22 protein-coding genes are annotated in these 26,745 nt (G+C 70.5%); 12 read left to right on the top strand and 10 right to left on the bottom strand.

Annotation, left to right across the window (positions count from 1 at the left end):
* A partial coding sequence (locus tag BFF77_RS26010) for a PA14 domain-containing protein (RefSeq protein WP_245703711.1) occupies positions 1-696 on the bottom strand: 696 nt, incomplete at its 3' end.
* Positions 697-889: 193 nt separating this feature from the next.
* Between BFF77_RS26010 and BFF77_RS26005 the strand changes: the two genes are divergently transcribed.
* The 5 genes from BFF77_RS26005 to BFF77_RS25985 all read left to right on the top strand — a co-directional run bounded on the left by BFF77_RS26005 (position 890) and on the right by BFF77_RS25985 (position 6,701).
* Positions 890-1,915, top strand: coding sequence for a LacI family DNA-binding transcriptional regulator (locus tag BFF77_RS26005; protein WP_066954177.1), 1,026 nt, complete (start codon positions 890-892; stop codon positions 1,913-1,915).
* A gap of 156 nt (positions 1,916-2,071) precedes the next feature.
* A complete protein-coding gene (locus BFF77_RS26000; protein WP_066954174.1) occupies positions 2,072-3,163 on the top strand; it encodes an ABC transporter substrate-binding protein in 1,092 nt (363 codons plus the stop codon).
* A 1-nt stretch (position 3,164) separates the two neighbouring features.
* On the top strand, positions 3,165-4,682 hold the full coding sequence (locus BFF77_RS25995; RefSeq protein ID WP_066954171.1) for a sugar ABC transporter ATP-binding protein: 1,518 nt from the start codon (positions 3,165-3,167) through the stop codon (positions 4,680-4,682).
* Positions 4,675-5,640: an ABC transporter permease gene (locus tag BFF77_RS25990; protein WP_066954169.1), complete on the top strand. Its 966-nt coding sequence runs from the start codon at positions 4,675-4,677 to the stop codon at positions 5,638-5,640. The genes BFF77_RS25995 and BFF77_RS25990 overlap by 8 nt, the downstream gene beginning before the upstream one ends.
* Positions 5,641-5,720: 80 nt before the next feature.
* Positions 5,721-6,701, top strand: coding sequence for an ABC transporter permease (locus tag BFF77_RS25985; protein WP_066954183.1), 981 nt, complete (start codon positions 5,721-5,723; stop codon positions 6,699-6,701).
* Between the two features lie 117 nt (positions 6,702-6,818).
* Here BFF77_RS25985 and glgC read toward each other — a convergent pair whose 3' ends face one another.
* Positions 6,819-8,036 (bottom strand): glucose-1-phosphate adenylyltransferase, encoded by a 1,218-nt coding sequence (glgC, locus tag BFF77_RS25980; protein ID WP_066954166.1) that lies wholly within the window; start codon positions 8,034-8,036, stop codon positions 6,819-6,821.
* Positions 8,037-8,047: 11 nt separating this feature from the next.
* Positions 8,048-9,229, bottom strand: a complete 1,182-nt coding sequence (gene glgA / locus BFF77_RS25975; protein ID WP_066954163.1) for a glycogen synthase — start codon at positions 9,227-9,229, stop codon at positions 8,048-8,050.
* 288 nt (positions 9,230-9,517) lie between these two features.
* On the opposite strand from glgA, the gene BFF77_RS25970 reads away from it, so the two are divergent.
* Positions 9,518-10,591, top strand: a complete 1,074-nt coding sequence (locus BFF77_RS25970; protein WP_169922729.1) for a DMT family transporter — start codon at positions 9,518-9,520, stop codon at positions 10,589-10,591.
* Here the strand turns inward: BFF77_RS25970 and BFF77_RS25965 are convergent.
* Positions 10,472-11,794, bottom strand: a complete 1,323-nt coding sequence (locus BFF77_RS25965) for a transglycosylase family protein (protein WP_066954160.1) — start codon at positions 11,792-11,794, stop codon at positions 10,472-10,474. The two genes, BFF77_RS25970 and BFF77_RS25965, sit on opposite strands and share 120 nt — an antisense overlap.
* A 274-nt stretch (positions 11,795-12,068) precedes the next feature.
* On the opposite strand from BFF77_RS25965, the gene BFF77_RS25960 reads away from it, so the two are divergent.
* Together BFF77_RS25960 and BFF77_RS25955 are read left to right on the top strand one after the other, a co-directional pair.
* Positions 12,069-14,606, top strand: coding sequence for a glycoside hydrolase family 3 protein (locus BFF77_RS25960; RefSeq protein ID WP_066954157.1), 2,538 nt, complete (start codon positions 12,069-12,071; stop codon positions 14,604-14,606).
* Positions 14,607-14,622: 16 nt separating this feature from the next.
* The gene (locus BFF77_RS25955; RefSeq protein WP_066954154.1) at positions 14,623-15,747 is read left to right on the top strand and encodes a LacI family DNA-binding transcriptional regulator; all 1,125 of its coding nucleotides are present in this window, start codon (positions 14,623-14,625) and stop codon (positions 15,745-15,747) included.
* Positions 15,748-15,881: 134 nt separating this feature from the next.
* Here BFF77_RS25955 and BFF77_RS25950 read toward each other — a convergent pair whose 3' ends face one another.
* Positions 15,882-17,225 (bottom strand): ROK family transcriptional regulator, encoded by a 1,344-nt coding sequence (locus BFF77_RS25950; protein WP_066954151.1) that lies wholly within the window; start codon positions 17,223-17,225, stop codon positions 15,882-15,884.
* 142 nt (positions 17,226-17,367) lie between these two features.
* Here BFF77_RS25950 and BFF77_RS25945 point away from each other — a divergent pair, with 142 nt between their 5' ends.
* Genes BFF77_RS25945 through BFF77_RS25930 form a run of 4 tightly spaced genes read left to right on the top strand, consistent with a single transcriptional unit; the run spans position 17,368 to position 21,928 of the window.
* Positions 17,368-18,678, top strand: coding sequence for an extracellular solute-binding protein (locus BFF77_RS25945; protein ID WP_066954148.1), 1,311 nt, complete (start codon positions 17,368-17,370; stop codon positions 18,676-18,678).
* A gap of 10 nt (positions 18,679-18,688) precedes the next feature.
* Positions 18,689-19,699: a carbohydrate ABC transporter permease gene (locus BFF77_RS25940; RefSeq protein ID WP_066954145.1), complete on the top strand. Its 1,011-nt coding sequence runs from the start codon at positions 18,689-18,691 to the stop codon at positions 19,697-19,699.
* On the top strand, positions 19,692-20,552 hold the full coding sequence (locus tag BFF77_RS25935) for a carbohydrate ABC transporter permease (RefSeq protein WP_066954142.1): 861 nt from the start codon (positions 19,692-19,694) through the stop codon (positions 20,550-20,552). Before BFF77_RS25940 ends, BFF77_RS25935 begins: the two co-directional genes overlap by 8 nt.
* A gap of 20 nt (positions 20,553-20,572) precedes the next feature.
* Positions 20,573-21,928: a GH1 family beta-glucosidase gene (locus BFF77_RS25930; RefSeq protein ID WP_066954139.1), complete on the top strand. Its 1,356-nt coding sequence runs from the start codon at positions 20,573-20,575 to the stop codon at positions 21,926-21,928.
* Positions 21,929-22,013: 85 nt separating this feature from the next.
* Here BFF77_RS25930 and BFF77_RS25925 read toward each other — a convergent pair whose 3' ends face one another.
* From BFF77_RS25925 to BFF77_RS25905, 5 genes are all read right to left on the bottom strand, one after another.
* Positions 22,014-22,910, bottom strand: a complete 897-nt coding sequence (locus tag BFF77_RS25925) for a PfkB family carbohydrate kinase (RefSeq protein WP_066954180.1) — start codon at positions 22,908-22,910, stop codon at positions 22,014-22,016.
* Between the two features lie 38 nt (positions 22,911-22,948).
* The gene (locus BFF77_RS25920; protein WP_066954136.1) at positions 22,949-23,938 is read right to left on the bottom strand and encodes a zinc-dependent alcohol dehydrogenase family protein; all 990 of its coding nucleotides are present in this window, start codon (positions 23,936-23,938) and stop codon (positions 22,949-22,951) included.
* Positions 23,938-24,837 (bottom strand): carbohydrate ABC transporter permease, encoded by a 900-nt coding sequence (locus BFF77_RS25915; RefSeq protein ID WP_066954133.1) that lies wholly within the window; start codon positions 24,835-24,837, stop codon positions 23,938-23,940. Before BFF77_RS25915 ends, BFF77_RS25920 begins: the two co-directional genes overlap by 1 nt.
* Positions 24,834-25,817 carry a carbohydrate ABC transporter permease gene (locus BFF77_RS25910; RefSeq protein ID WP_066954130.1) on the bottom strand — a complete coding sequence of 328 codons (984 nt, stop codon included), beginning with the start codon at positions 25,815-25,817 and terminating at the stop codon, positions 24,834-24,836. The genes BFF77_RS25915 and BFF77_RS25910 overlap by 4 nt, the downstream gene beginning before the upstream one ends.
* Positions 25,814-26,745: extracellular solute-binding protein (locus BFF77_RS25905; RefSeq protein WP_066954127.1), on the bottom strand; the 932-nt coding region annotated here is incomplete at its 5' end. The genes BFF77_RS25910 and BFF77_RS25905, both read right to left, overlap by 4 nt.

Here is a 26,745-nt window from a genome sequence, read left to right as displayed (position 1 = left end):
CCAGCCGCTCGCCGCGCCGCCCGCAGGGCTCACCGACCACCTGCGCGCGGTCATCGGCGGCGCGGCGAGCGGCTGGGCGAAGTCCAGGCGCAGTGTGCGGCCGTCGGGCAGTACGGTGGCGGCGAGGGCGCCGTCGTAGGTGAAGCCGTCGGGCAGCCGGAAGGCCGACCGGGGCACCGGGCGCTTGGTACCGCCGGGCTCGGTCCACCTGAGGTGCAGGTTCGAGCCGCCGTAGTGCTCGAAGTACTCCACCTTGATGTCGAGGGCCTGACCGGCCGTCAGCTCGACGGGGTGGGCGCTCTGTTCGTTCTCCCAGTCGTCGACCCAGTGGTCGATGGTGAGCCTGCCGTCGACCCAGAGCCGGAATCCGTTGTCGCCGGTCATCGAGAAGGTGTGCGGCCCTGTGGTGGTCGGCACGATCTTCCCGGTCCAGCGCACACTGACGTCGTCCGCCCGTCCCGTGGTGGCGCTCAGCCGTGGTTCGAGGTCGGCGAAGTCGACGGCCGGGTCGAAGGCGGTGGCCTTGAGTTCATGGAAGTCGAAGGCCCCGGGAGCGGACTGGGTGTAGTACTCGCCCTTGAGGCCATGGACCTCGACGGCATCGTCGTCGGCGGCCGAGGCGGCCGGGACCGCGACGAGTCCCGCGGCGCCGAGTACGGCGGTGAGCAAGAGGGCCAGTTTTCTCCGGATGCGCACAAGTCCTCCTTGAAGCTGAGGGTGGCGGCTCGTTGCGACGGTCTGTACAACGTTGGAAGGAACGGCAGTTGGCATGACAGCACGCCGTCCCCCCACTGTCCAGGGCCCTGACCGAGCCGGGATCGGCACCTTGTATAACGTTGTACAAAAAGGGCGGGGCGGGCCCGCGGGACACTCCGGAGGGGAAGTGCCGATGAACGTCAGCCTCAAGGACGTCGCGGAGCGTGCGGGCGTCTCCATCAAGACCGTGTCGAACGTGGTCAACAACTACCGGCATGTCACACCCGCGATGCGCGCCCGGGTCCAGCGGGCGATCGACGAGCTGGGCTACCGGCCGAACCTGACGGCACGTCACCTGCGCAAGGGGCGTACGGGCATCCTCGCGCTGGCCGTGCCCGAGCTGGGCAATCCGTACTTCGCCGAGCTGGCCGGCGCGGTGATCGACGTGGCCGCCGAATACGAGTACACCGTGCTGCTCGACCACACCGGGGGCCGCCGTGAGCAGGAGATCCTGGTCAGCCAGGGGTTCCGGGCACGGGTCATCGACGGGCTGATCCTGAGCCCCATCGAGCTGCGGCCGGAGGATCTGCTCGGGCGGGACCACGACGCGCCGCTGGTGCTGCTCGGCGAGCGGGAGTACGACCTGCCGTACGACCACATCGCGATCGACAATGTCGCGGCGGCCAGGACCGCGGTGGGGCATCTGCTCGGTCTCGGCCGCACCAGGATCGCCTTCCTGGGCGCCCGTACGGACCGGGCGAACGAGCCCTCACAGCTTCGGCTGCGCGGCTGGCGTACGGAGCTGACGGCGGCCGGGGTGCCCGCGCCGGACTCCCTGGTCGCGCCGACGGGCGGCTGGGAGCACGCGGACGGCGCGGCGGCGATGGCACGGCTGCTGGACTCCGGCGAACTGCCGGACGCGGTCTTCGCGTACAACGACCTGATCGCCCTCGGGGCGATGCGGGTGCTGTGGGAGCGCGGGCTCCGGGTGCCCGCGGACGTCGCCGTGGTCGGCTTCGACGACATCACCGAGGGCCGCTACGGCATGGTGACCCTGACCACGATCTCACCGGACAAACAGACCATCGCCCGGCTCGCCGTGCAGTCGGTGGTGGAACGGCTGCGGGGCGGCACGGAGGTCCGGGAGACCACGACGGCACGTGAACTGCGGGCGGATTTCACCCTGGTGGAGCGGGAGAGCACGCGCGGCGGACAGTGACGGTGCCGCACCGGGCCGGGGCGGAGGAGGGGTTTACAGCTCTCGTACAACGATGTAAAAACCTTCCGAACGATCTCAACGCACCAACTGACCGTACGAGTTGGCCTCCCGCGGGCGCTCAGCGCGCCGGGGCCGCGCCGAGATGGGGTTCCCGCCATGAAGTCTTCCGCCGTCCGCCGCACCACCACCAGGGCCGTTCTCGCCGCAGCCGTCGCCGCCGCTCTCGCGCTCACGGGCTGCGCCAGAACCGAGGACGACGCGGCCGGTGACCCGTCCGCGTCCGCCTCGGGCGACACGGGCCAGGTGGTCGCCACCCCCGGCGCCGGGAGCGGCGAGACCTGCACCGTCGAGCGGTTCGGCGGTACGAGGACCGATCTCGCCACCGCGACCGTCGGCTTCTCCCAGTCCGAGAAGGAGGCCAATCCCTTCCGGATCGCCGAGACCGCCTCGATCAGGGCGGAGGCGCGGAGCCGGGGCGTCGAGCTCCTCACCGCCAACGCGCAGAGTCAGTTCTCCAAGCAGATCAGCGATGTCCAGGACCTGATCGCCAAGGGCGCGGACCTGCTGGTGATCGCTCCGCTCAACTCCGACGGCTGGGGTCCGGTGCTGCGCGCTGCGGCGGCCAGGAAGATCCCGATCGTGACCGTCGACCGGAAGATCAACGCGACCCCGTGCGAGGACTATGTGAGCTTCATCGGCTCGGACTTCATCGAGCAGGGCAGGCGGGCGGCGGACCGGATGATCGAGGCGACCGGCGGCAAGGGCGAGGTCGCCATTCTGCTGGGTGCCGCCGGGAACAATGTCACCACCGAGCGCACCAAGGGCTTCAAGGACCGGATCGAGGCCGAGGCGCCCGGTCTGCGGGTGGTGTTCGAGCAGACCGGTGAGTTCGTCCGGGAGAAGGGCCAGCAGGTCACCGAGCAGCTGATCCAGTCCAATCCGGACATCACCGGGATCTACGCCGAGAACGACGAGATGGGCCTCGGCGCCGTCAACGCCCTGAAGGGCGCGGGCAGGAAGCCCGGCGCCGTCAAGATCGTGACCGTGGACGGTACGCGCAACGCGGTGCAGGGCATCGTCGACGGCTGGATCTCCGGCGTGATCGAGTCCAACCCGCGCTTCGGCCCGATCGCCTTCGACACGCTCGACGCCTTCACCAAGGGCGAGGAGGTCGCCCAGGACATCGTCATCCAGGACAGCGCGTACACCGACGTCAACGCGAAGTCCGGTCTGGGCAGGGCCTACTGACGTGCTGTCGGTCACCGGACTGAGCAAGTCCTTCCCCGGCGCGCGGGCCCTGGACGGGGTGGATCTCGCCGTACGGCCCGCCGAGGTCCATGCGCTGGTCGGGGAGAACGGCGCGGGCAAGTCCACGCTGATCAAGGTGCTCACCGGCGTGTACCGGCCCGACGAGGGCGAGATCGTCCTGGAGGGCCGGCCGGTACGGTTCGCCACTCCGCTGGAGGCACAGCGCGCCGGGATCTCCACCATCTACCAGGAGGTCAATCTCGTCCCGCTGATGAGCGTGGCCCGCAATCTGTTCCTCGGGCGCGAGCCGCGCGGCCGGCTCGGGCTGATCGACTTCCGCCGGATGCACCAGGCGGCGGACGAGGCGCTGCGCGCGCTCGGGCTCCGGGTCGACGTACGGCGGCCGTTGCGTTCGCTCGGTGTCGGCGCCCAGCAGATGGTGGCGCTGGCGCGGGCCGTGGCGGCCGACGCCCGGGTGGTGGTGATGGACGAGCCCACCTCCTCGCTCGAACCGCGCGAGGTCCGCACCCTGTTCGAGGTGATCAGGACCCTCAAGGAGCGCGGGATCGCGGTGATCTACGTCAGCCACCGGCTGGACGAGCTGTACGAGATCTGTGACACCGTCACCGTGCTGCGCGACGGCAGGCGGGTGCACACCGGTTCCCTCGCGGAACTCGACCGGCTGAGGCTGGTGTCGCTGATGCTGGGCCGGGAGATGGGCGAGGTACGCGGCAAGGGCCGCGCCGAGTTCACCGGAGCACACCGGACCTCCGGCGAACCGGTACTTGAGGCCATCGATCTGACGGTACGTCACTCCTTGCGCGGCGTGTCCCTGCGACTGCGTCCCGGCGAGGTGGTGGGACTCGGCGGACTGCTCGGCTCCGGCCGCAGCGAGACCGCCCGGGCCGTCGCCGGGGCGCTGCCGGCCGACTCGGGCCGGGTGCTGGTGGCGGGTGTTCCCGTACGGACCGGCTCCACGCCCGCCGCGATCAGGGCGGGCATCAGCCTGCTGCCCGAGGACCGCAAGGCCGAGGGCATCGTGCCCGGACTCTCCGTACGGGAGAACATCGCGCTGGCCGCGCTGCCGGGCCTCTCCCGCTTCGGTCTGGTGGACGACGCCCGGATCGACCGGGTGGTGGACACCTTTGTGAAGCGGCTGCGGATCAAGGCGTCCTCACCGCACCAGAGGGTCGGTGAGCTCTCCGGCGGCAATCAGCAGAAGGTTCTCCTCGCCCGCTGGCTGGCGATGCGGCCCAGGGTGCTGCTCCTGGACGAGCCCACCCGGGGCATCGACGTGGGCGCCAAGGCCGAGGTGCGGGGCCTGATCGACGAACTCGCGGACGAGGGACTCGGAGTGCTGCTGATCTCGTCCGACATGGAGGAGCTGATCGGGGGCTCCGACCGGGTCGTGGTGCTCAGGGACGGCGCGGTCGTGGCCGAGCTGACCGGGGCCGAGGTGACGGAGGAGCGGCTGCTGCGCGCGATCGCCGCGCAGGAGGGAGGAGGCCCCGATGACTGAGCCGGCGGCGCCCCGGCGTGTGCCGTGGGACCGGGCACGGACGCCGGCGTTCCTTCAGGGGTACGGGGTGTACGCGGGCGTGGCCGTTCTGCTGCTGGCCAATGTCCTTCTCACCCCCCACTTCCTGTCCGCGGAGAACTTCCGTACCCAGGCGGTGCAGGTCGCGCCCGTTCTCGTCGTGGCGCTCGGCATGGCGCTGGCCATCGGCGCTGAGGGCGTCGATCTGTCGGTCGGCTCGGTGATGGCGCTGTCGACCTCGCTCCTGTCGCTCTATCTCGGCTACGGTCCGTGGATCGCGCTGATCGCGGCGGTCGTCGGCGGGGCGGCGGTCGGTCTCGCCAATGGCTCACTGATCGCGTTCGTCGGGGTGCAGCCGATCGTGGCGACCCTGGCACTGATGGTCGCGGGCCGCGGGCTGGCGCTGGTGCTGCTCCCGCAGCTCAGGGATGTACGGGACCCCGGGATGGCGGCGCTCGGGTCGCAGGATCTGCTCGGCGTTCCCCATCCGGTCCTGATCGCGGCCGTGCTGGCGCTCGCCGTCGGCTTCACCGTACGGCGCACCACCTTCGGCCGGCAGCTCCTCGCGATCGGTGACAGCCGCCCGGCGGCGAGGCTCGCCGGACTGCCGGTGCGCCGGGTGCTGATCGTCGTCTACATCTGCTCCGGCGTGCTCGCGGCGATCGCGGGCGTACTGGCCACGGCCCGTCTCCAGGCGAGCGATCCGACCTCGCTCGGCACGCTGATGGAGCTGTCCGCGATCACCGCCGTGGTGGTCGGCGGCACTCCGCTGAGCGGCGGGCGGATCAGGATCGGCGGCACGGTGGCGGGCGCCGTACTGATCCAGTTGCTGACCGCCACGCTCATCAAGCACGATCTGCCGCCGTCCTGGACACAGATCGCCCAGGCCGTGGTGATCGTGCTCGCGGTCCACGCGGCACGGGAACGGGGGAAGAGGTGACCACGGTGGAGACCGGTAAGCCCGGGAGCTCCGGGAGCTCCGGGAGCTCCGGGAGCTCCGGGAAGGGCGTCCCCGCGCCGATGGCGGAGGAGCGGCTCGGCGCGAGCCGGGCCGAGCGGCTCAGCGCGCTCGCGCAGCGGCACGGCGCGCTGGTGACGCTGATCCTGGTGGCGCTCGCCGCCTCGATCGGCTTCGACACCTTCGCGACCGGCGACAATCTGGCGAACATGGCGGTCTCCTCGGCGTTCCTCGCCGTGGTCGCCCTCGGCATGACCTTCGTCGTCATCACCGGCGGTATCGATCTGTCGGTGGGCTCGCTGTTCGCGCTCGGCGGCGTGCTCGCCGCCTGGGGCTCCCGGTACGGCACGGCCGTCGCGCTGCTGCTGCCGCTCGCGGTCTGCGGGGTGATCGGCCTGGTCAACGGCGTGCTGATCGCACGGGCCCGGCTGGCGCCGTTCATCGTGACGCTGGCCGCGATGCTGCTGGCGCGCGGTGTGCTGCTGTCGGTCACCGACGAGGGTTCCACCACCTATCTGGTGGACGAGACGTCCTTCTTCGCCCGGCTCGGCCAGGACACGCTGCTGGGGATCGGTGTGCCGGTGTGGATCACCGGGGCGCTCTTCGTGATGGGCGCGGTCGCGCTGCGCCGCAGCCGGTTCGGCCAGTATGTGTACGCGGTCGGCGGCAACGAGGACGCGGCGGCCCTGATGGGCGCTCCCGTGGCCCGTACGAAGATCGCCGTCTACACGCTCTCCGGGCTCTGCGCGGGACTGGCCGGGGCACTGAACGCGGCCTGGCTGGTTTCCGGCGTGACCATTCTCGGCGCCGGTCTCGAACTGGAGGCGATCTCCGCCGTGGTCATCGGAGGCACGCTGCTGACCGGCGGCTACGGCTTCATCAGCGGTTCCCTCGTGGGCGTCCTGCTGCTGAAGGTCATCCAGAATGTGATCAACCAGATCGGTTCGCTCGACTCGGCGTACCAGCAGGTCGTCAGCGGGGCATTTCTCGCGGTGGTGGTGATCGCCCAGACCTGGCTGGGCCGGCGGCGCCGGATGCTCTGACCGTACGGGCTGTCCGCACCCCCTGCGGCGGGGGTGCCCGGAACTCCGGGCACCCCGCGGTCCTCGTCCGCCCGGCACGGCCCGTCCGCCCGGGAGCCGCCGACCGGACCGGACCGGTCAGACGACCCGCTGTCCCTTGCCCAGGGCGATCACGCCGTTCTGCGAGACCGTGTACAGCTCCCGGTCGCGCCCGGGATTGACCCCGATCGTCGCGCCGGGCGGCACATCCACGTTCTTGTCGAGGATCGAGCCGCGCACCACCGCGCCGCGCCCGATCCGTACGTTGTCGTGCAGCACGGAGCCCTGCACCACGGCGCCCTCCGCCACCACCACTCCCGGCGAGAGCACGGAGCGGGTGACCTGGCCCCGGATGACACAGCCGGGCCCGACGACGGAGTCGCTGGCGATCCCGCCCGCCACGAAACGCGCGGGCGGCAACTGGCCCGGGTGGGTGTAGATGGGCCAGCGGCGATTGTCGAGATTGAACACCGGCTGGTGCGAGATCAGATCCATGTGCGCGTCGTAGTACGAGTCGAGCGTGCCCACATCGCGCCAGTAGCCGTGCTCCCGCGGTGTCTCGCCCGGCACATGGTTGTCCTGGAAGTCGTAGACCTGGGCCATGCCCCGCTCGGTGAGCATCGGCAGGATGGAACCGCCCATGTCGTGCACCGAGTCCTCGTCCTCCGCGTCCCGGTGCAGCGCGTCGACGAGGACCTTGGTGGTGAAGAGATAGTTGCCCATCGAGGCGAAGACACGCTCCGGGTCGCCCGGCAGGCCCGGCGGATCGGACGGCTTCTCCAGGAACCGTTCCACCTGTGTGCCGTCCGAGGCCGGTGTGATGACCCCGAAGGACGAGGCCTCGGCGCGCGGCACCCTGATCCCGGCCACGGTGACGCCCGCGCCGTTCTCGATGTGCTGGCGGAGCATCTGGCGCGGGTCCATCCGGTACACATGGTCGGCGCCGAACACCGCGATGTAGTCGGGCTGTTCGTCATGGACGAGATTGAGGGACTGGAGAATGGCGTCCGCGCTGCCCAGGTACCAGCGCGGTCCCAGCCGCTGCTGGGCGGGGACGGGTGTCACATAGTTCCCGAGCAGGCTGGACATCCGCCAGGTGGTGCTGACGTGGCGGTCCAGCGAGTGCGACTTGTACTGCGTCAGCACACACATCCGCAGGATGTCGCCGTTCACCAGATTCGACAGGACGAAGTCGACGAGACGGTACGTACCGCCGAAGGTCACCGCTGGTTTGGCCCGGTCCGCGGTGAGCGGCATCAGGCGCTTGCCCTCGCCACCCGCCAGTACGATCCCGAGCACCGAAGGTCCGCCACGCATCGCCGCTCCCTCTATTCGGACTTGAGAAGCTCCTGGTACACCTCGTACGTACGGCGGGCGATCCGGTCCCAGCCGAACGCGCCGACGGCGCGCTCCCGGCCCGCCGCGCCCATCCGCGCCGCCGACTCGGGATCGTCGAGCACCCGGTTGAGGGCCTCGGTGAGTCCCGACTCGAAGTCCTCCGGGTGGCGTTCGTCGTACGGCACGAGCAGTCCCGTCGTCCCGTCGTCCACCACCTCGGGGATACCGCCGACGGCCGAGGCGACGACGGCCGTTCCGCAGGCCATGGCCTCCAGATTGACGATACCGAGCGGCTCGTACACCGACGGGCAGACGAACACGGCGGCATGAGTGAGGAGCTGGATCACCTCGGGGCGCGGCAGCATCTCGGGGATCCAGTGCACACCGTCCCTGGTGCGCCCCAGCTCCTCGACCAGCTCGCGGAACTCCCTGCCGATCTCGGGGGTGTCGGGAGCGCCCGCGCAGAGCACGAGCTGGGCACCCGGATCGAGCGCGCGGGCGGCGCGCAGCAGATGCGGGACGCCCTTCTGGCGGGTGATCCGGCCGACGAAGAGTACATAGGGGCGCTCGGGATCGAGACCGATCCGGTCCAGCACGGCGGTGTCGTGGGCGGGACGGTAGAGCCGGGTGTCGATGCCGTTGTACACCACATGGACGCGGCCGGGGTCGAGCGCGGGGTAGCAGGCGAGGATGTCGTCGCGCATCCCGCGGGAGACGGCGATGACGGCGTCCGCCGCCTCGATCGCCGTGCGCTCCGCCCAGCTCGACAGGGCGTAGCCGCCGCCGAGCTGTTCCGCCTTCCAGGGCCGCGACGGCTCCAGGGAATGGGCGGTCACCACATGCGGGACGCCGTACAGCAGCTTGGCGACATGGCCGGCGAGATTGGCGTACCAGGTGTGGGAGTGGACCAGCTCGCGCCCGGCGAGCGCCGCCGCCATCGACAGATCGACGGAGAAGGTGCGCAGGGCGTCGTTGGCGCCGTCGAGTCCGGGCGCGGCCCGGTGGCGGACCACTCCCGCCTCCACCGCCGCGGCGGACTCCTCGCCCGCGCCCCAGCAGTGCACGTCGAGATCCGTCAGGGAGCGCAGCTCCCGGGCCAGGAATTCCACATGGACGCCCGCGCCGCCGTAGACGTCCGGCGGATATTCGCGCGTGAGCAGGCCGACCTTCACGCCATCCCCCGTTCTCGCCCGGCGATCGCAGCCCTGACATGGTCACCCGGATTCGGCCCGGGCGGAAGAGCACGACGGTGACCGGTGTCGCGGCGGGCCGCGGCCGGTCCCGCCGCCGGGGACGGCGCCGGCCGGATCATCGCGGGCCGGCGGCCATCCATCCGGCGCTGACCTGGGCGACCCTCCCTGGGAGGACATCCCGCTCCACCCAGTACTACGACAGCAGTACACAGGATTGACCTCTCCAGGACGACGCCCGGAACACCTGGAAGAGAGATCGTGGAAGACATGAGTGCCCTCGCGCTGTCCGTGCTTCTCTCCCTGGTCTCCGCCGTCGCGTACGCGACCGGCGCGATCCTCCAGGAGCGCGTCGCGGCGAACACCCCGGACCGTCCCTACGCACCGCTGCACCACGGCTCGTGGTGGGCGGCCGTGGTGCTGAACGGTCTGGGCGCGGCACTCCATGTGGTGGCGCTGGCGTACGGGCCGCTCAGCCTGGTCCAGCCCCTCGGTGCGCTCACCATAGTCTTCGCCCTGCCCATGGCGGCGCTCTTCGTGGGCCGCAGGGCCGGGCGTACGGCCTGGCGCGGGGCGATCATGGCGAGTGTGGGACTGGCGGGGCTGCTCGCGCTGACCTCGGGCAGCGACGCCCGCACGCTCGGCGGCGAGGAGCGGCTGGTTCTGGCCGGGGTCACGCTGGGCATCGTGGGTGTGCTCTTCCTGGCCGCGCGGCTCGTGGGCCGGCCCGCCGTACGGAGCGTGCTGCTGGCCGCCGCGGCCGGTACCGCGTTCGGTATCGCCTCGGTCTTCACCAAGACGGTCACGGTGGACTGGACCTCGGACACGCCGAGTGTGCGGCTTCCGAGCCTGCTGATCATCGCGGTCCTCGCGATCGGCGGGCTGCTGCTCTCGCAGGCGGCCTACCGGGGCGCGGGACTGGCCGCGCCGCTGGCGACGGTCACCGTCGTCAATCCGGTGGTGGCCGCGACCGTGGGCCTGACGCTCTTCGGTGAGCAGTTCCGCCACGGCGTCCTCGGTACGGTGCTGGCGCTGGGCGCCGGTGTGGTCGCCGCGGGCGGGCTGATACTGCTCACCACGGAGCGGCTCGGAGTCTCGCGGGCGGGGGGTCCGGGAGCGCCGACGGCCTCCTCGGAGACCTCCGGCCCTCCGGGACGGCCGACGGCCCACCGGGGACCGGCCGGGGCGGGCGGCGGCACCGCCGCCCCGGTCTCGGACGCTCCCTCAGAGCCTGACGCCCGCGGCCCGCAGATAGGCGAGCGGATCGATGTCGGACCCGTAGTCCGGCCCCGTACGCATCTCGAAGTGGAGATGCGGTCCCGTACTGTTACCGGTCGATCCTGACCGCGCGATCCGCTGGCCGCCGCCGACCTGCTGGCCCTCACGCACATTGAGCGCGGAGAGATGCGCGTACTGGCTGTACTTGCCGTCCTCGTGCCGGATGACGATCTGATAGCCGTACGCGCCCGCCCAGCCCGCCGAGACCACGTGTCCGGCGGCGACGGCCTTCACCGAGGTGCCGGTGGGCACCGGGAAGTCCACACCCGTGTGATAGCCGCTGGCCCAGGAGCCCGCCTGGCGGTACTGGGTCCCGGTCGAGGCGGAGACGGGCGCGGTGACCGCGGCCGTGCTGGGCCGCTCGGCGCGGGCGGGCGCCTTGGCCTGCTGCTTCTTCTCCGTCTGCCGGGGCTTCTCGGCCTGCTTCGGCTTCGCCGCCGCCTGCTGCTTCTCCTGGACCGCCTGCTTCGGCTTCGCGGCCGGTACGGGCTTCGCCGTCTCCTTGGGCCCCGCGGCGGCACTGCCCTTCGGGGGCGCGCTCTTCGCAGGCGCCAGGACATGCAGGACGAGCTTCTGGCCCGGGAAGATCAGATCGGGATCGGTGCCGATCAGCCGGCGGTTCTCCTCGTACAGCCGCTGCCAGCCGCCCTTGACGGACTCCTCGACGGCGATCGCGGAGAGCGAGTCGCCGCGCGCCACGGTGTAACCCTCGCGCTGTGTCGGGACGGCGGTGGGCGACGCGTCCTTCTTCGGCCGGCTCTGCTCGGCCTGCTGGGTCTGCCGGGCCTGTCCGCTCTTCGTCCGGAGCGGGCCGCTCGTCCGCTCGCTCGCGGCCTCGGGCGCGTTGCCGCCGTCGCCGGTCCGGTCCGGGGTGATGTCCGGCGCGTCGCCGCCCCGGGTCAGTCCGGCCCGTACCGAGCAGTCGGGCCAGGCTTGCGGGCCCTGGCCCTTGAGCACCTTCTCGGCGACGGCGATCTGCTGGTCCTTCGTGGCCAGATCGGCACGCGGCGCGTAGTTCCCGCCGCCGTACGCCTCCCAGGTGGACTGGGTGAACTGGAGTCCGCCGAAGTAGCCGTTGCCGGTGTTTATCCGCCAGTTGTTGGTCGACTCACAGGCCGCGACCTTCTCCCAGACGTCCACCGACGCCCCGTGCGCCGATCCGGCGGCGATGAGCGGCAGTGCCATCCCGGCGCCGCTCGCCGTAACGGTCAGCGATGCGCGGTTGATACGGCTCGGCTGGTACTTGCGGTGCCGACCGGTTGCGGCCATGGCTGGGCTCCCCCACTGGCTGTAGGACACGTCGCAACCGCACAACTTACGGGCTGGGCACTCACCGTGACAAGACCTCAACCAGCGGCGACCACAAGCGGGTTCGCCCGATCGGCACCCTGCCTGTTCAGCGCCCCCTCCCCGGCGCCGCCCGCCCTCGGGCGGGGCCGCCGGCGCCCGGCGGGAGCCGCCATTGACAGCGCCGAGCCGGTCCGGCGAGTCTTGGCGCAGCACATGGGAGAGCGCTCTCCCGGCACGGAGCGAAGGGGCGGGCATGACCGAGGAAGAGATCGGCCATCTGCTGGAGAAGCTCGATCTCCGGCAGAAGGTGCGTCTGCTGACCGGCGCGAGCAACTGGCGTACGCGTCCGGAGCCGGCCCTCGGACTGCGTGCCCTCACCTTCTCCGACGGTCCCGCCGGAGTGCGCGGCGTGGCCTGGGACGAACGGGACACCTCGCTCGTGCTGCCCTCGCCGAGCGCGCTCGCGGCTTCCTGGAACGAGGAGTTGGTCACCGAGCTGGGCGGGCTGCTCGCACGGGAGGCCCGGCGCAAGGGTGTCGACGTCCTGCTGGCGCCCACCCTCAATCTGCATCGCTCACCGCTGGGCGGGCGCCACTTCGAGTGCTTCTCCGAGGACCCGCTGCTGACCGGCCGTACGGGCGCGGCCCTCGTGCGGGGCATCCAGGACGGCGGGGTGGCGGCCACCGCCAAGCACTTCGTCGCCAATGACGCGGAGACCGACCGGCTCACGGTCGATGTGCGCGTCGACGAACGGACACTCCGCGAGGTGTATCTCGCGCCCTTCGAAGCGGCCGTGGAAGCGGGCGCCTGGGCGGTGATGTCCGCGTACAACCAGGTCAACGGGGAGACGATGGCCGCGGGGGCGCTGCTGACCGAGCCGCTCAAGGGCGAGTGGCGCTTCGCGGGGCCGGTGGTCTCCGACTGGGGCGCGGTCCGCACACTGCTCGACACCGCGCGCGCCGCGCAGGATCTGGCGATGCCGGGGCCTCAAAGCCCCTGGGCGGACGGGCTGTTCGCGGCCGCGGAGCAAGGGCTGGTGCCCGAGGCGCGGATCGACGACAAGGTACGCAGACTGCTGCGGCTCGCCGACCGGGTGGGCGCGCTGGGTGAACGGCCCGCGGCCCGGCGGCCGTCGGCTCCGGCGATGTCCGGCGGACACGGGCTGCTGCGCCGCGCCGTCGCGGCGGGAACGGTCCTGCTGCGCAACGAGGGCGGGCTGCTGCCGCTCGATCCGGCGCGGCTGCGTTCCGTCGCGGTCATCGGGCCCCATGCCACGGCGGTCCGCATCCAGGGCGGCGGCAGCGCGGAGGTGTTTCCCGCCTCCGTGGTCACGCCGTTGGCCGGTGTCACCGCCGCCCTGGAGGGAGCGGCCGAGGTGACGTATGTCCCGGGGCTGGCGCCGGACGGCTCGCCCAGGCCGCTGGACCGGAGTTGGACCAGGGACCCGCGCGACGGCGAACCGGGCGTGCTGGTAAGGCTGTTGGACGGCAACGGGACCGAACTCCACGCGGAGCACCGGCTGTCGGGACGGATCGTGGAGCCCGCCCGGGTGCCGGGGGCGGAGACCGTGGAGATCCGGGCGCTGATCCGGCCCGACCGGGACGGCGACTGGACGCTCGCGGTCGGCGGCTGGGGGCCGGTCACCGTGTCCGTCGCCGGACGCACGGTGCTGAACGGCACCTACCCGCTGGACTCCGACGATCCGACGCGGATCCATGTCGCGCCGCCCTACCGGTCCGTACGGGTCGCGCTGACCGCCGGGGCCGAGGTGGAGGTGGTCGCCCGGCGCGGGCTCGTACCCGGCACGGGGGTGGCCACCGTACTGGCCGCCGCGCCGCCGCCCGGCGATCCGGCGGCCGAGCTCGCCGCCGCCGTCGCGGCGGCGCGGGACGCCGATGCCGCCGTGGTGGTGGTCGGCACGACGGAGGAGAGCGAGTCCGAGGGCCGTGACCGCGACTCGCTCGGGCTGCCGGACGGTCAGGACGCGCTGGTACGGGCCGTGGCGCGGGCCAATCCGCGGACGGTGGTGATCCTGAACGCGGGCGCCCCCGTCACCCTCCCCTGGCGTGCCGAGGTGCCCGCACTGCTGCTCGCCTGGTTCCCCGGGCAGGAGGCCGGCGACGGTCTCGCCGATGTGCTCTTCGGACGCGCCGAGCCGGGCGGCCGGCTGCCCACGACCTGGGCGGCGGCGCAGGAGGACGTTCCCGTGCTCCGTACCAGGCCCGAGGAGAACAGGCTCGTCTACGCCGAGGGACCGTACGTCGGCTACCGCGCCTGGCTGAGATCGGGCGCCACGCCCGCGTACTGGTTCGGCCACGGTCTGGGCTACACGACCTGGTCGTACGGCGCGCTGGAGGCACCGGACCGGGTGGACGCGGGCGAGCCCTTCGACGTCCGGATACGGCTGCGCAACACGGGCGCGCGGCGCGGACGCGAGGTCGTACAGCTCTATCTGTCCGGTCCCGGGCCGTCGGGACCCGAGCGGTACGGGCCCGAGCGGTCCGACGCCGAGCCGTCCGGGCCCGAGCACGTGGATCCGTCGGCGCGCCGGCTGGTCGGATATACGGCCGTCGTCGCGGATCCCGGCGAGGAGGTCGTCGCGGTGGTACGGGTCGACGGCCGGGCACCGGCACGCTGGTCGGCGGAGCACCACCGCTGGGAATGGGCGCCCGGCGCCTACGCCCTCCACGGCGGACGCTCGGCCGGAGACCTGCCGCTCGGCGGGACGATCACCCTGTCCGTGGCACCACCGCGCCCACCAGGGGCGACCACGGAGAGCGCTCTCCACTAATGCTATAAAGGGGGTCATGACGGAAGACCCGCGACCGGCAGGCGCACCCACCCTGGAGGATGTGGCGCGAGCCGCGGGTGTCTCCCGCGCCACGGTCTCACGGGTCGTCAACGGCGTCCGCAATGTGGACCCGGTGATACAGGAGTCCGTCCGGCAGGCGGTGGCCGCGACCGGCTACACACCCAACCGCGCGGCCCGGTCACTGGTCACCCGGCGCGCCGACTCGATCGCACTGGTGGTCTCCGGGGCCGGGGACGACTCGGCCGAGGATCCGGCGGACGGACCCCCGGAACCGGCGGACAGCCCGCCCGACGCCTCCGCCGTCGGTCCTGACGGTGCCAACAACTCCTTCACCGCCCATGTCTTCGCCGATCCGTTCTTCGGGCGGGTGGTGGCGGGAGTCGTCAACTACCTGCGGCCCCGGGGGATGTACCCGGTGCTGATGTTCGCCGAGACGTCCCGCGCCCGCGACGAGGTCGTCTCGTATCTGCGCCAGGGCAGCGCGGACGGCGCGCTCGTGGTGTCGACGCACGCCGAGGACCCGCTGCCCGCGCTGATCACGGACGCGGGACTGCCCGCCGTGCTGTACGCGCGCCCGGCCAGGCCCGCGCGTATCAGCTATGTGGATCTGGCCCATCAGGACGGCGCGCGGCTGGCCGCCGAGCATCTGCTCGCGCGCGGCTGCCGCCGGATCGCCACGATCACGGGCCCGCTGGACGTACCCGCGGGTCAGGACCGGCTGGCGGGCTTCCGCGACACGATGGCGCGGCGGGGCCATCCGTACATCCCCATCGCCGAAGGGCGGTTCACCCAGGAGAGCGGCGAGACGGCGATGGAGCGGCTGCTCGCCGAGCACCCCGATCTGGACGGTGTGTTCGCGGCGAACGACCTGATGGCGGTGGGCGCGTGCCATGTGCTCCGTGAGCACGGCAGACGGGTGCCGGAGGATGTCGCCGTGGTCGGCTTCGACGACAGCAGCGCGGCGCTCGCCTGCCGTCCGCCGCTGACCACTGTCAGACAGCCCGTCGAGGAGATGGCGGCGGAGATGGCCCGTCTGCTGCTGGACCGGCTGGCGGGCCCGGACCGCTCGGTGACCTCGGTCATCTTCGAACCGTCACTGGTGGTACGCGGCTCGGCCTGACCCGACGGCGTCTCGCGCCACCTCACGACACCTCACGCACGTCCCCGGTCGGCGGCTGGCATACAGCACAGATCCGGATCAGATCAGGACCAGCCGGGCATTTCTCCCGAAAGGGCACGAACGCTTACATCCCATCAGCCCGCCGGCTCCGCCGCCGCCGTCGTGGAGGCGCGGTGCCACCGCCGGGACGCGGACAGGCCGCCCGGGTCCGGTTCGGGCGAGGGTCCCGGAAGTCTCGGACGGCTGCCGCCGCGCGCGAGGAACGCGGCGAGCGGCAGCGTCGCGGCGCCCACCGTCACCGCGTCCGGGCCGAGGTGGCCCAGCTCGATACTGGTGCGCTCCGCCGGGTGCCGGAGCGCGTACGCCTCCGCGTGGCGCCGGATCTCGGGCAGCAGATGCGGTCCGATCAGCAGTCCGGCCCAGCCGCCGAGCAGGATGCGCTCGGGCAGGAAGAGATTGATCAGATCGGCGACGGCCGCGCCCAGGCACTCGGCCGTGTGTTCAAGAAGCGACACGGCCACCGGGTCGGGCGCGAGGTCCTCGTCCTCGGGAAAGGCCGCTTCGAGCAGTGCCGCGAGGGCGGTCTCGTCGTCCGCGTCGTCCGGGAGCGGTCCGCCCGCTTCGTACCACCGCTCGCGCATCGCCTCCGCTCCGGCGTACGCCTCCAGACAGCCGATGGAGCCGCAGCGGCAGCGCCGTCCGCCCATGTGCACGGTGGTATGGCCCCATTCGAGCGCGCTGCCCCGGCCGCTCTCCTCGACCAGCGCGCCGCCGTGGATGACGCTCGCGCCGACTCCGGAGCCGATGAGCGCGATCGCGGCCGTGCCTGCGCCCCGGCCGCCACCGAACCACATCTCGGCCTGTCCGAGGGTCTTGGCCCCGTTGTCGATGAAGAGCGGCACCTCGGACGGTACGTCCAGGACGGCACGCAGCAGCTTCTCGAACGGGACGGCGGTCCAGCCGATGGTCTGGCCGTGCACCACGGCGCCGTCCTGACCTCCGCGTTCGATGATCCCGGGAACCCCGATACCGATGCCGAGGAGCTGTCCCGGGTCGGCGCCCGTGTCACGCAGCACATCGGCGACACCCGAGCAGACATGGGCGACGATGCGCTCGACGTCGTAGCCGTGCTGGGCCAGCAGCCGATCGGTACGGGCGAGTTCGGTGAGGGAGAGATCGAAGAGCTCGACACGGACCCGCGTCTCACCGATGTCGATACCGATGAGCAGCCCTCCGCCGGGCGCGACGCGCAGCAGCGTACGGGGACGCCCGCCGTCGGAATCGACCACTCCGGCCTCCTCCAGAAGGCCCTCGGCGGCGAGTTCGGCAACGACGTTGCTGATAGAGCCTGAACTCAGCCCGGTGGCCGTACCGAGTTCCTGGCGGCTGAGCGGACCTTCGAAATACAACCGTTGTACAACCCTGGCACGGTTGTCCCTTCGCAGGTCACGCACCGTCCGTCTGCCGCGCTCTCCCATGGTGCTCCTTCCGTGGACGCAACATACCCCGGTCGCAGACCTTGACGCGACCTTCCCTCACCTCTTAAATCACGTCATAAATTAAGTCATGGAGGCCGTTCGACTCTCGAACGCTGCCACCCCCGGAAAGGGGCCACCTCACATGCGCACCATCAGAGCCGCAGCAGCAGTAGCCGTCGTCAGCGCCCTCACCGCCATAGCCGGCTGCGGTGGCGGATCGTCCAGCGAGGGCGGAAGTAACGAATCACCCAAAACCCTGACGTACTGGGCATCCAACCAGGGGCCCAACATCGAGGCGGACAAGAAGATACTCACCCCCGAACTGAAGAAGTTCGAGGAGCAGACCGGGATCAAGGTCAAGCTCGAAGTCATCCCGTGGTCCGACCTGCTCAACCGGATCCTCGCCGCCACCACCTCGGGTCAGGGCCCCGACGTGCTGAACATCGGCAACACCTGGTCGGCCTCGCTCCAGGCCACGGGCGCGCTGCTGCCGTGGGACCAGAAGAACTTCGACGCGATCGGCGGCCGGGACCGGTTCGTCGACTCGGCGGTCGCCTCGGCCGGTGCGGAGGGTCAGGACCCCGCCGCCGTGCCGCTGTACTCGCTGGCCTACGCGCTCTACTACAACAAGAAGATGTTCGCGGACGCGGGCATCTCGCAGCCCCCGGCCACCTGGGACGAGCTTGTCGCCGACGGCAAGAAGATCTCCAAGGACGGCAAGTGGGCGCTGGGCGCCGAGGGTGGCAACCTTTCCAACAACATCCACCAGGTCTTCGTGCTCGGCAAGCAGCACGGTGCCGACTTCTTCGACAAGTCGGGCAAGCCGACCTTCACCTCCGACGGCGCCGTCGCCGCGGTGAAGCAGTACGTCGACTTCATGGCCAAGGACAAGATCATCGCTCCGGGCAACGCGGAGTACGCCCAGAACCAGTCCCTCCAGGACTTCGCCAAGGGCAAGACGGCCATGGTGCTGTGGCAGGCCGCGGCCTCGACCTTCGCCTCCCAGGGCATGAAGCCCGAGGACTGGGGCGTCGCTCCCGTACCGGTCCAGTCCGGCACGCCGGGCGCCGGCCAGAACACCAACTCCATGGTGGCGGGCATCAACATCGCGGTGTTCAAGAACACCAAGAACGTCGACGGCGCCAAGAAGTTCGTGAAGTTCATGACGAGCGACGAAGAGCAGACGCTGCTCAACAAGACCTTCGGCGCCATCCCGCCGGTGAAGGCCGCCCAGGAGGACCCGGCGTTCGAGGCGCCCGACCTGAAGGTCCTGCGTGACACGCTGGCCACCAGCGCCGCGCCGCTCCCCCAGGTCGCGAACGAGTCGCAGTTCGAGACGACCGTCGGTACGGCCGTCAAGGACCTGTGGGCCGACGCCGCGGCCGGCAAGCCGGTGACCACCGAATCCGTCAAGGCGGCCCTGACCAAGGCCCAGCAGCAGATGGCACAGTGAGGCTTTCTCCATGACCGCCACCGTGACACCCAGTAGCGGGCACAAGGCGGGCACATCGGAGAAGACGGAGAACGGGGGTGCGCGCGGACCACGTCTGCCGCGCATCCCCGACCGCATCCGTCAGGGCGGTCTGCCCTATCTCCTGCTGCTGCCCGCGGTCGTGCTCGAACTGCTCATCCACATCATCCCGATGGTGATCGGGATCTGGGTGAGCTTCCGGCAGCTCACCCAGTTCTTCATCAGGAACTGGGGCAATTCGCCCTCCGCCGGCTTCGACAACTACAAGATCGCCATCGATTTCGATGCTCCGATCGGCCAGGCGCTGCTCCACTCGTTCCTGGTGACCTGTGCCTTCACCGTGCTCTCGGTCGGGCTGTCCTGGCTGTTCGGTGTGACGGCGGCGATCATGCTCCAGGAGAACTTCCGCGGCCGGAGCATTCTGCGGACGATCTTCCTCGTCCCGTACGCCCTGCCCGTGTACGCGGCGGTCATCACCTGGGCGTTCATGTTCCAGCACGACAACGGCATCATCAATCACGTACTGCACGACCAGCTCGGCCTCACCGACAAACCGTCGTTCTGGCTGATCGGCAACAACAGCTTCGTCGCGCTGGTCGTGGTCTCGCTCTGGAAGTCCTGGCCGTTCGCGTTCCTGATGCTGATGGCGGCCCTCCAGAACATCCCGCGCGATCTCTACGAGGCCGCCTCCATCGACGGAGCGGGCATCTGGCAGCAGATCCGCAAGATCACACTGCCGTCGCTGCGCCCGGTCAACCAGGTGCTGGTGCTCGTGCTGTTCCTGTGGACGTTCAACGACTTCAACACGCCCTATGTGCTCTTCGGCAAGTCGGCACCGGAAGCGGCGGACCTGATCTCGATCCATATCTACCAGTCGTCGTTCGTCACCTGGAACTTCGGCTCGGGATCCGCGATGTCCGTCCTGCTGCTGCTCTTCCTGCTGCTCGTGACGGCGGTCTATCTGTTCCTCACCTCACGGGGAAGGAAGGGCTCGGATGTCTAGGCCCAGGTCTCCCATCGCACCGCCGCAGTCGTTCCTCTGGACGCGCCGCGTCGTACTGACCCTGCTGGCGGCCTTCGCGCTGCTGCCGGTCTATGTGATGGTCAGCAGCTCGCTCAAGCCGCTCCAGGACGTCTCCGGCAAGTTCCAGTGGATCCCGAAAGACCTCACGATCCGCCCGTACTTCGACATCTGGAAGACCGTCCCGCTCGGCAAGTACTTCGTGAACTCGCTGATCGTGGCCGGTTCCGCGACCGCGCTCTCCGTCGTGATCGCGGTGTTCGCCGCGTACGCGGTGAGCCGCTACCGCTTCCGCGGCAAGCGGGTCTTCACCGTCACGGTGCTCTCCACCCAGATGTTTCCCGGGATCCTCTTCCTGCTCCCGCTGTTCCTGATCTTCGTGAACATCGGGAACAGCACGGGCGTCGAGCTCTACGGCTCGCGCGGCGGTCTGATCCTCACCTATCTGACGTTCTCGCTGCCGTTCTCCATCTGGATGCTGATCGGCTACTTCGACTCGATTCCCAGGGAACTGGACGAGGCCGCCATGGTGGACGGCGCGGGACCGATCCGCGCGCTGTTCCAAGTGGTGGTGCCCGCAGCGGTGCCCGGCATCGTCGCCGTCGCCGTCTACGCCTTCATGACGGCCTGGGGTGAAGTCCTCTTCGCCTCCGTCATGACCAACGACACCACCAGGACCCTGGCCGTCGGTCTCCAGGGCTACGCCACCCAGAACGACGTCTACTGGAACCAGATCATGGCCGCCTCGCTGGTCGTCAGCGTGCCCGTGGTCGTCGGGTTCCTTCTTCTCCAGCGCTACCTCGTCGCCGGCCTGACCGCGGGCGCCGTGAAGTGACCCATTCAGAAAGGCAGTCCGTGAACGACCTAAACGCCCTTCCCCACGATTTCACCTGGGGCGTCGCCACCGCCGCGTACCAGATCGAGGGAGCCGTGGCCGAGGACGGCCGTACCCCCTCCATCTGGGACACGTTCTCGCACACTCCGGGCAAGATCGACAACAACGACAACGGGGATGTGGCCTGCGACCACTACCACCGGGTGCCCGAGGACATCGGGCTGATGAAGCAGCTCGGTGTGGACGCGTACCGGTTCTCGATCGCCTGGCCGCGGATCGTGCCCGGCGGTGACGGACCGGTGAACGAGCGCGGTCTCGCGTTCTACGACCGGCTGGTGGACGGTCTGCTGGAGGCGGGCATCACTCCGTTCGCCACGCTCTACCACTGGGATCTGCCGCAGATCCTCCAGGACCGCGGCGGCTGGCCCTCCCGTGACACCGCCGAGCACTTCGCGGCGTACGCCTCGGCCGTGGCCGAGCGGCTCGGCGACCGCGTCAAGGACTGGGCCACGCTCAACGAGCCGCTCTGCTCGTCCTGGATCGGCCATCTCGAAGGCACCATGGCGCCCGGACTGACCGATCTGACGGCCGCCGTGCGCACCTCGTTCCATCTCCACCTCGGACACGGACTCGCGGTGCAGGCGATCCGCGCGGCCTCCTCGGACGCCCGGGTCGGCATCGTCAACAACCTCAGCCCCATCGAGCCGGCGAGCGACAGCGACGCGGACCGCGCCGCCGCCGTCCGTGCCGACGGTCATACGAACCGCTGGTGGCTGGACCCGATCCACGGCCGCGGCTATCCGCAGGACATGCTCGATCTGTACGGGGTCGACCTGCCCGAGCGTCCGGGCGACCTGGAGACCATCGCGGCGCCGCTGGACTGGCTGGGGCTCAACTACTACTTCCGCCAGATCGTCGAGGACGACCCGACGGGCCGGGCACCGTTCGCCCGTCAGGTGGACGTGCCGAACGCCCGCCACACCCACATGGGGTGGGAGGTGCACGCCGACGGTCTGGAGCAGCTCCTGCTCCGGCTGAAGGACGAGTACGGCGCTCAGCGGATCTTCGTCACCGAGAACGGCTCGGCCTTCCCCGACACCGTACGGGCGGACGGCACCGTCGACGACCCCGAGCGCGCCCGGTACCTGGACGAGCATCTCGCCGCCTGCGCGCGGGCCGTGGAGAAGGGCGCGCCACTCGCCGGGTACTTCGCCTGGTCGCTGATGGACAACTTCGAGTGGGCCTACGGCTACGACAAGCGGTTCGGTCTGGTCCATGTGGACTACGAGACGCAGCGCCGCACCGTCAAGGGCAGCGGCCACCGCTACGCGGAGATCATCCGCGCGGCCAACGGCGGCAGCGGCAAGGCCGCCTGACACACCCTCATGCGCCGTGAACGGCCGGAGCCACCGTCCTGGGGAGGTCGGACGGTGGCTCCGGCCGCGGCGGTACGCGCAACGCTCAGATACTGGCGGGTATCGAGGGTTCCGTACCGGTCTGGGCACAGACCGAGGCCGCCACCCGCGAGGCGAAGCCCAGCATCCGTGTCACCTGGTCGCGCGAGAGCGCGGCGGCGCCGCCGTCGCGGTGCGCGCCGGTGGTGGTGAGCCAGTTGAGGACACCGGACATGAAGGCGTCGCCCGCGCCGATGGTGTTGACCACCTCGACCGGCACCGCGGGAACGGACACCGGCTCCGCGGAGCCCGCGTATCCGGTACTGCCCCCGGCGCCACGGGTGACCACCACGAGCCTGCCCTCCGCCGCCAGCCGCCGGCAGGTCTCATCGGGATCGGTGCCGGGCCACAGCCGTACGAGATCCTCGTCGCTCGCCTTCACCACCTGGGCCAGCGAGCACAGTTCGCGCAGCCGCCGCCCGCCCGTCCCGGGATCGATCGTCCGGTCCTCGCGCACATTGGGGTCCACCACCAGCAGCGAGCGCGCTGCGGCTGCGCGCGCGGTGGCCGCGACGGCCTCGGCGGCCGGTTCGACGACCGCGGCGACACCCCCCGCGTACACCGCGGCGAAGCGGTCCACCTCGCCCGCGTGGTCCGGCAGCCGGAAGGTCGCCGTGTCCTGGAGATGGAAGTGGTAGCCGGTGCCGTCCGGTCCCGGATCGGCGACCGCGAGCGTGGTGGGCAGCTCCGAGCGCGCGCAGAGACCGAGCTCCGCACCCGCCGAGACCAGCCGCTGTTCGATCATCCGTGCGAAGCCGTCGCCGCCGAGCGCGCCCGCGAACCAGCTCGGCGTTCCGAGCCTGGCGAGCCCCGCCGCGACATTGGCCGGAGCGCCGCCCGGCTCGGCGCGGTAGTCCGCCGGATCCGAGGGTGACGGTACGAGGTCGATGAGCGCCTCCCCCATCACCAGCACGGCGCCCGGACGGACAGGCCGTTCCCCGCTCACGGCTCCACCACGATCTTGCGGCCCTGGCCCGCCTTGAACCGCTCGATCGCCTGCGGGTACTCCTCCAGCGGCAGCCGGTCGCTGATGAAGACCGCCGGGTCGAGCACGCCGCCGGCGAAGAGCGCGGCGGCCCGCTCGTAGCTGTGCAGCACCGCCATGGAGCCGGTGATGGTGATCTCCTGGTTGTAGATGCGGTACGGCTCGATGACCGCGGTCGTCGCGTAGTCGGAGACGCCGAACTGGAGGAAGGTGCCGCCCTTGGCGACCCGGCCCAGGCCGTCCTGGATGGCGCCCGCGTTGCCGGTGGCGTCGATCACGAAGTCCCAGCCGCCCGGCCGGTCGAACTCGTCCGCCGTGGCGGCGGTACGCGAGCAGCCCAGCTTGCCGGCGGTCGCCAGCCGCTCCGGATTGATGTCCAGGACGTCGACGGCGGAGGCGCCGGTGCGCTTGGCGAGTTCGAGCATCATCAGTCCCATGGTGCCCGAGCCGTAGATCAGCACCTCGGCGCCGAGCGTGGAGCTGAGGACGTCGTAGCCGCGGACCGCGCAGGAGAGCGGTTCGATCAGCGCCGCGTCCCGTACGTCGACGTGGTCGGGCAGCTTGACACAGTTGGCGACGGGCGCGACGGCGTACTCGGCCGCGCCGCCCGGCTTGCTGACCCCGATCGCGTTCCACCGGTCGCACAGATTGCCCCGTCCGGCCCGGCAGTAGCGGCACTCGTGGCAGTACAGCGACGGGTCGACGGCCACCTTGTCGCCCACCGCCAGTTCAGTGACGTCGGAGCCGATTTCCACGATCTCACCGGCGAACTCGTGACCGGGCACGATCGGCAGGGTGGGCGCGAACTCACCCTGCAGAATGTGCAGATCGGTGCCGCACAGGCCGCACGAGGCGACGGAGACGACCACGTCCCGGGGGCCCGGGGTGGGGTCGGGCACCGTCGTGACGGAGACCTTGCCGACGGCTTCGACGATCGCTGCCCTCATTACTTAACAGCTCCAAGAGAAAGGCCCTGGACCAGCTTGTCCTGGGCGGCGAAACCGGCTGCGAGCACCGGCAGGGAGACAACGACGGACGCCGCGCAGAGCTGGGCGAGGAAGAGCCCCTGGCTGGTGACGAAGCCCGTCAGGAAAACAGGTGCGGTCTGGGCCGTCACCCCGGTGAGCACCCGGGCGAAGAGGAGCTCGTTCCAGCTGAAGATGAAGCAGATCAGGGCGGTGGCCGCGATGCCCGGCGCGGCGACCGGCGCCACCACCCGGGCCAGCACGGTCGGCAGCCGGGCGCCGTCCACCTGGGCCGCCTCGATGATGGAGACCGGGACGTCCGCGAGGAAGGACTGCATCATCCAGACCGCGATCGGCAGATTCATCGAGGTGTAGAGGATGACGAGCAGCCAGATGTTGTCCAGCATCCCGGTGTTCTTCGCGAAGAGGTACACCGGCAGCAGTCCGGCGACGACCGGCAGCATCTTCGTGGAGAGGAAGAAGAACATCACGTCCGTCCACTTCTCCACCCGCTTGATGGAGAGCGCGTACGCCGCGGGAAGCGCCAGGACGAGCACGAACACCGTGGAGAACAGCGACGCGGTCAGGGAGTTGATCAGCGGCGGCCAGGGGCTCGCGCCGCCTCCCGCGCCGAAGAAGACCCGGTAGCTGTCGAGGGTGAGGCCCGCGCCGAAGGAGGGCGGATTGGTCGCCGCGTCCGCCTCCGAGTGGAACGAGGTGAGCAGCATCCAGAGCGCCGGCAGGCAGAACACGATTCCGACGATCCAGGCCAGCAGACCGAGCCCGGCGGAGCGCCGCCTGGCCCGCCGGGCGGCGGGCGCGTACGGATCGGTCCTGGGGCGCCCGGCCGGTTCCGTCCGCGGGGACGAGAGGGTGCTCATGCGCGGTTCGCCTCCTCACTGAAGAGGGACGAGACCACACGCAGGGCGAAGGTCGCGATCACGATCGTGCCGATCACGACGACGACTCCGGCGGCGGAGGCCAGTCCGTACTCGTGAGCCTGGTAGAAGGTCTGGTAGATGGTGTACGGGAGGTTCGCGGTGCCGAGCCCGCCCGAGGTGAGGGTGAAGACCGCGTCGAAGTTCTGCACGATGTAGATCGAGCCGAGCAGGACGCCCAGTTCGAGATAGCGGCGCAGATGCGGCAGTGTCAGAAAGCGGAAGGTCTGCCAGGTGGTCGCGCCGTCCAGCTTCGCGGCCTCGATGATCTCGGCCGGCCGGCTCTGGAGTCCGGCGAGCAGGATGAGCATCATGAACGGCGTCCACTGCCACACCAGGGCCGCCTCGACCGCGATCAGCGGCATGTCGGAGATCCAGTCCGGCTGGGCCGGGGCGCTCACACCGAAGAGTCCGGTGAACCAGGCCCAGGCACCGTTGAACAGACCGTACTCGGGGTTGTACAGGGCGTGCTTCCACAGCAGCGCCGCCGAGACGGGGACCAGCAGGAACGGCGTGATCAGCAGCGTACGGACAAAGCCCCGGCCGAGGAACTTACGGTCCAGCAGCAGGGCGAGCAGCAGTCCGAGGACCACGCTGACGATCACGACGCTCGCGGTGAGCAGCACGGTGGTGAACACCGATTCCCGCAGGCTCGCGTCGGAGAACACGGAACCGTAGTTGGCGAGTCCGGCGAAGCCGCGCTCGTCGGGGGCCAGCGAGTTCCAGTCGAAGAGCGAGATCACCAGCGTCGCCACGAAGGGCAGCTGGGTGACCGCGATCAGGAAGACCAGCGCGGGCAGCAGCGGGGCCCGGGTGGCCCAGGCGCGGGCCCGGCCGGAGGCCCTCCGGCCGGCGCGCCGCGGGGCGCCCGGGCGCGACGCGCCGGCCGGGGAGAGCGGAGGTGTGCTGACGGAGGTGCTCACTGCTGCTCCTTGCCGACCTTCTCGGCGAGCGCCTGCGAGGTCTTCAGCGCCTCGGCCACCGACTTCTTGCCCGCGATGGCGGCGCTGATCTCCTGCGAGACCTTGGTGCCCAGATCGGTGAACTCCGGGATGTCGACGAACTGGATGCCGACGGTCGGGCGCGGCTGGGTGCCCGGGTCACGCGGGTCGGCGTTGGCGATGGCTTCCTTGGTGACCTCGGCGAAGGCCGCCGCGTCCTTCAGATAGTCGGGATTGGCGTAGGTCGAGGCGCGCTTGCCCGCGGGCACGTTGGCCCAGCCGATCTGCTCGCCGACGAGGTTCTCGTACTCCTTGCTGGACGCCCAGGAGATGAACTTCCACGCGCTCTCGGTCTTGGTGGAGGCCTTCTGCATGCCCCAGGCCCAGGTGTAGAGCCAGCCCGAGCTCTCCGTCTTGTCCACGGGGGCCGGGACGTAGCCGATCTTGCCCTTGACCGGCGAGCCCTTGGCCTCCAGCGATCCGGCGCCCGCGGTGGCGTCGTACCACATGGCCGAGTTGCCCTGGGTCATGTTGTTGAGGCACTCGGCGTAGCCGGACTGCGGAGCGCCCGCCTGGCCGTGGTCGCGCACCAGGTCGACGTAGAACTGGGTGGCCTTGGTGAACTCCGGCGAGGTGAGCTGTGCCTCCCAGTCCTTGGTGAACCAGGTGCCGCCCATGGTGTTGACGACGGTGGTCAGCGGAGCGATGACCTCGCCCCAGCCGGGCAGTCCGCGCAGACAGATGCCCTTCATGTTCTCCTGGGCGCCGTCCACCTTGGCGGCGAGGTCGGCGACCTGCTGCCAGGTGGGCTTCGCGGGCATCGTGAGCTTCTTCGCCGCGAAGACGTCCTTGCGGTACATCAGGAAGGACGACTCGCCGTAGAAGGGCTCGCCGTAGAGCTTGCCGTCCT

The organism is Streptomyces lushanensis, assembly GCF_001700515.1.
GTDB classification, from domain to species: Bacteria; Actinomycetota; Actinomycetes; order Streptomycetales; family Streptomycetaceae; genus Streptomyces; species Streptomyces lushanensis.
The sequence above is the reverse complement of the archived record's forward strand: the minus strand, read 5'-3'. Positions and strand labels throughout refer to the sequence as shown.

Excerpts from the sequence above, each read along its gene's own strand:
- BFF77_RS26005 (WP_066954177.1), top strand. The coding sequence starts at position 890 with ATGAACGTCAGCCTCAAGGACGTCGCGGAGCGTGCGGGCGTCTCCATC.
- BFF77_RS26000 (WP_066954174.1), top strand. The coding sequence starts at position 2,072 with ATGAAGTCTTCCGCCGTCCGCCGCACCACCACCAGGGCCGTTCTCGCC.
- BFF77_RS25990 (WP_066954169.1), top strand. The coding sequence starts at position 4,675 with ATGACTGAGCCGGCGGCGCCCCGGCGTGTGCCGTGGGACCGGGCACGG.
- BFF77_RS25985 (WP_066954183.1), top strand. The coding sequence starts at position 5,721 with ATGGCGGAGGAGCGGCTCGGCGCGAGCCGGGCCGAGCGGCTCAGCGCG.
- glgC (WP_066954166.1), bottom strand. The coding sequence starts at position 8,036 with ATGCGTGGCGGACCTTCGGTGCTCGGGATCGTACTGGCGGGTGGCGAG.
- BFF77_RS25970 (WP_169922729.1), top strand. The coding sequence starts at position 9,518 with ATGAGTGCCCTCGCGCTGTCCGTGCTTCTCTCCCTGGTCTCCGCCGTC.
- BFF77_RS25965 (WP_066954160.1), bottom strand. The coding sequence starts at position 11,794 with ATGGCCGCAACCGGTCGGCACCGCAAGTACCAGCCGAGCCGTATCAAC.
- BFF77_RS25960 (WP_066954157.1), top strand. The coding sequence starts at position 12,069 with ATGACCGAGGAAGAGATCGGCCATCTGCTGGAGAAGCTCGATCTCCGG.
- BFF77_RS25955 (WP_066954154.1), top strand. The coding sequence starts at position 14,623 with ATGACGGAAGACCCGCGACCGGCAGGCGCACCCACCCTGGAGGATGTG.
- BFF77_RS25950 (WP_066954151.1), bottom strand. The coding sequence starts at position 17,225 with ATGGGAGAGCGCGGCAGACGGACGGTGCGTGACCTGCGAAGGGACAAC.
- BFF77_RS25945 (WP_066954148.1), top strand. The coding sequence starts at position 17,368 with ATGCGCACCATCAGAGCCGCAGCAGCAGTAGCCGTCGTCAGCGCCCTC.
- BFF77_RS25940 (WP_066954145.1), top strand. The coding sequence starts at position 18,689 with ATGACCGCCACCGTGACACCCAGTAGCGGGCACAAGGCGGGCACATCG.
- BFF77_RS25935 (WP_066954142.1), top strand. The coding sequence starts at position 19,692 with ATGTCTAGGCCCAGGTCTCCCATCGCACCGCCGCAGTCGTTCCTCTGG.
- BFF77_RS25925 (WP_066954180.1), bottom strand. The coding sequence starts at position 22,910 with ATGGGGGAGGCGCTCATCGACCTCGTACCGTCACCCTCGGATCCGGCG.
- BFF77_RS25920 (WP_066954136.1), bottom strand. The coding sequence starts at position 23,938 with ATGAGGGCAGCGATCGTCGAAGCCGTCGGCAAGGTCTCCGTCACGACG.
- BFF77_RS25915 (WP_066954133.1), bottom strand. The coding sequence starts at position 24,837 with ATGAGCACCCTCTCGTCCCCGCGGACGGAACCGGCCGGGCGCCCCAGG.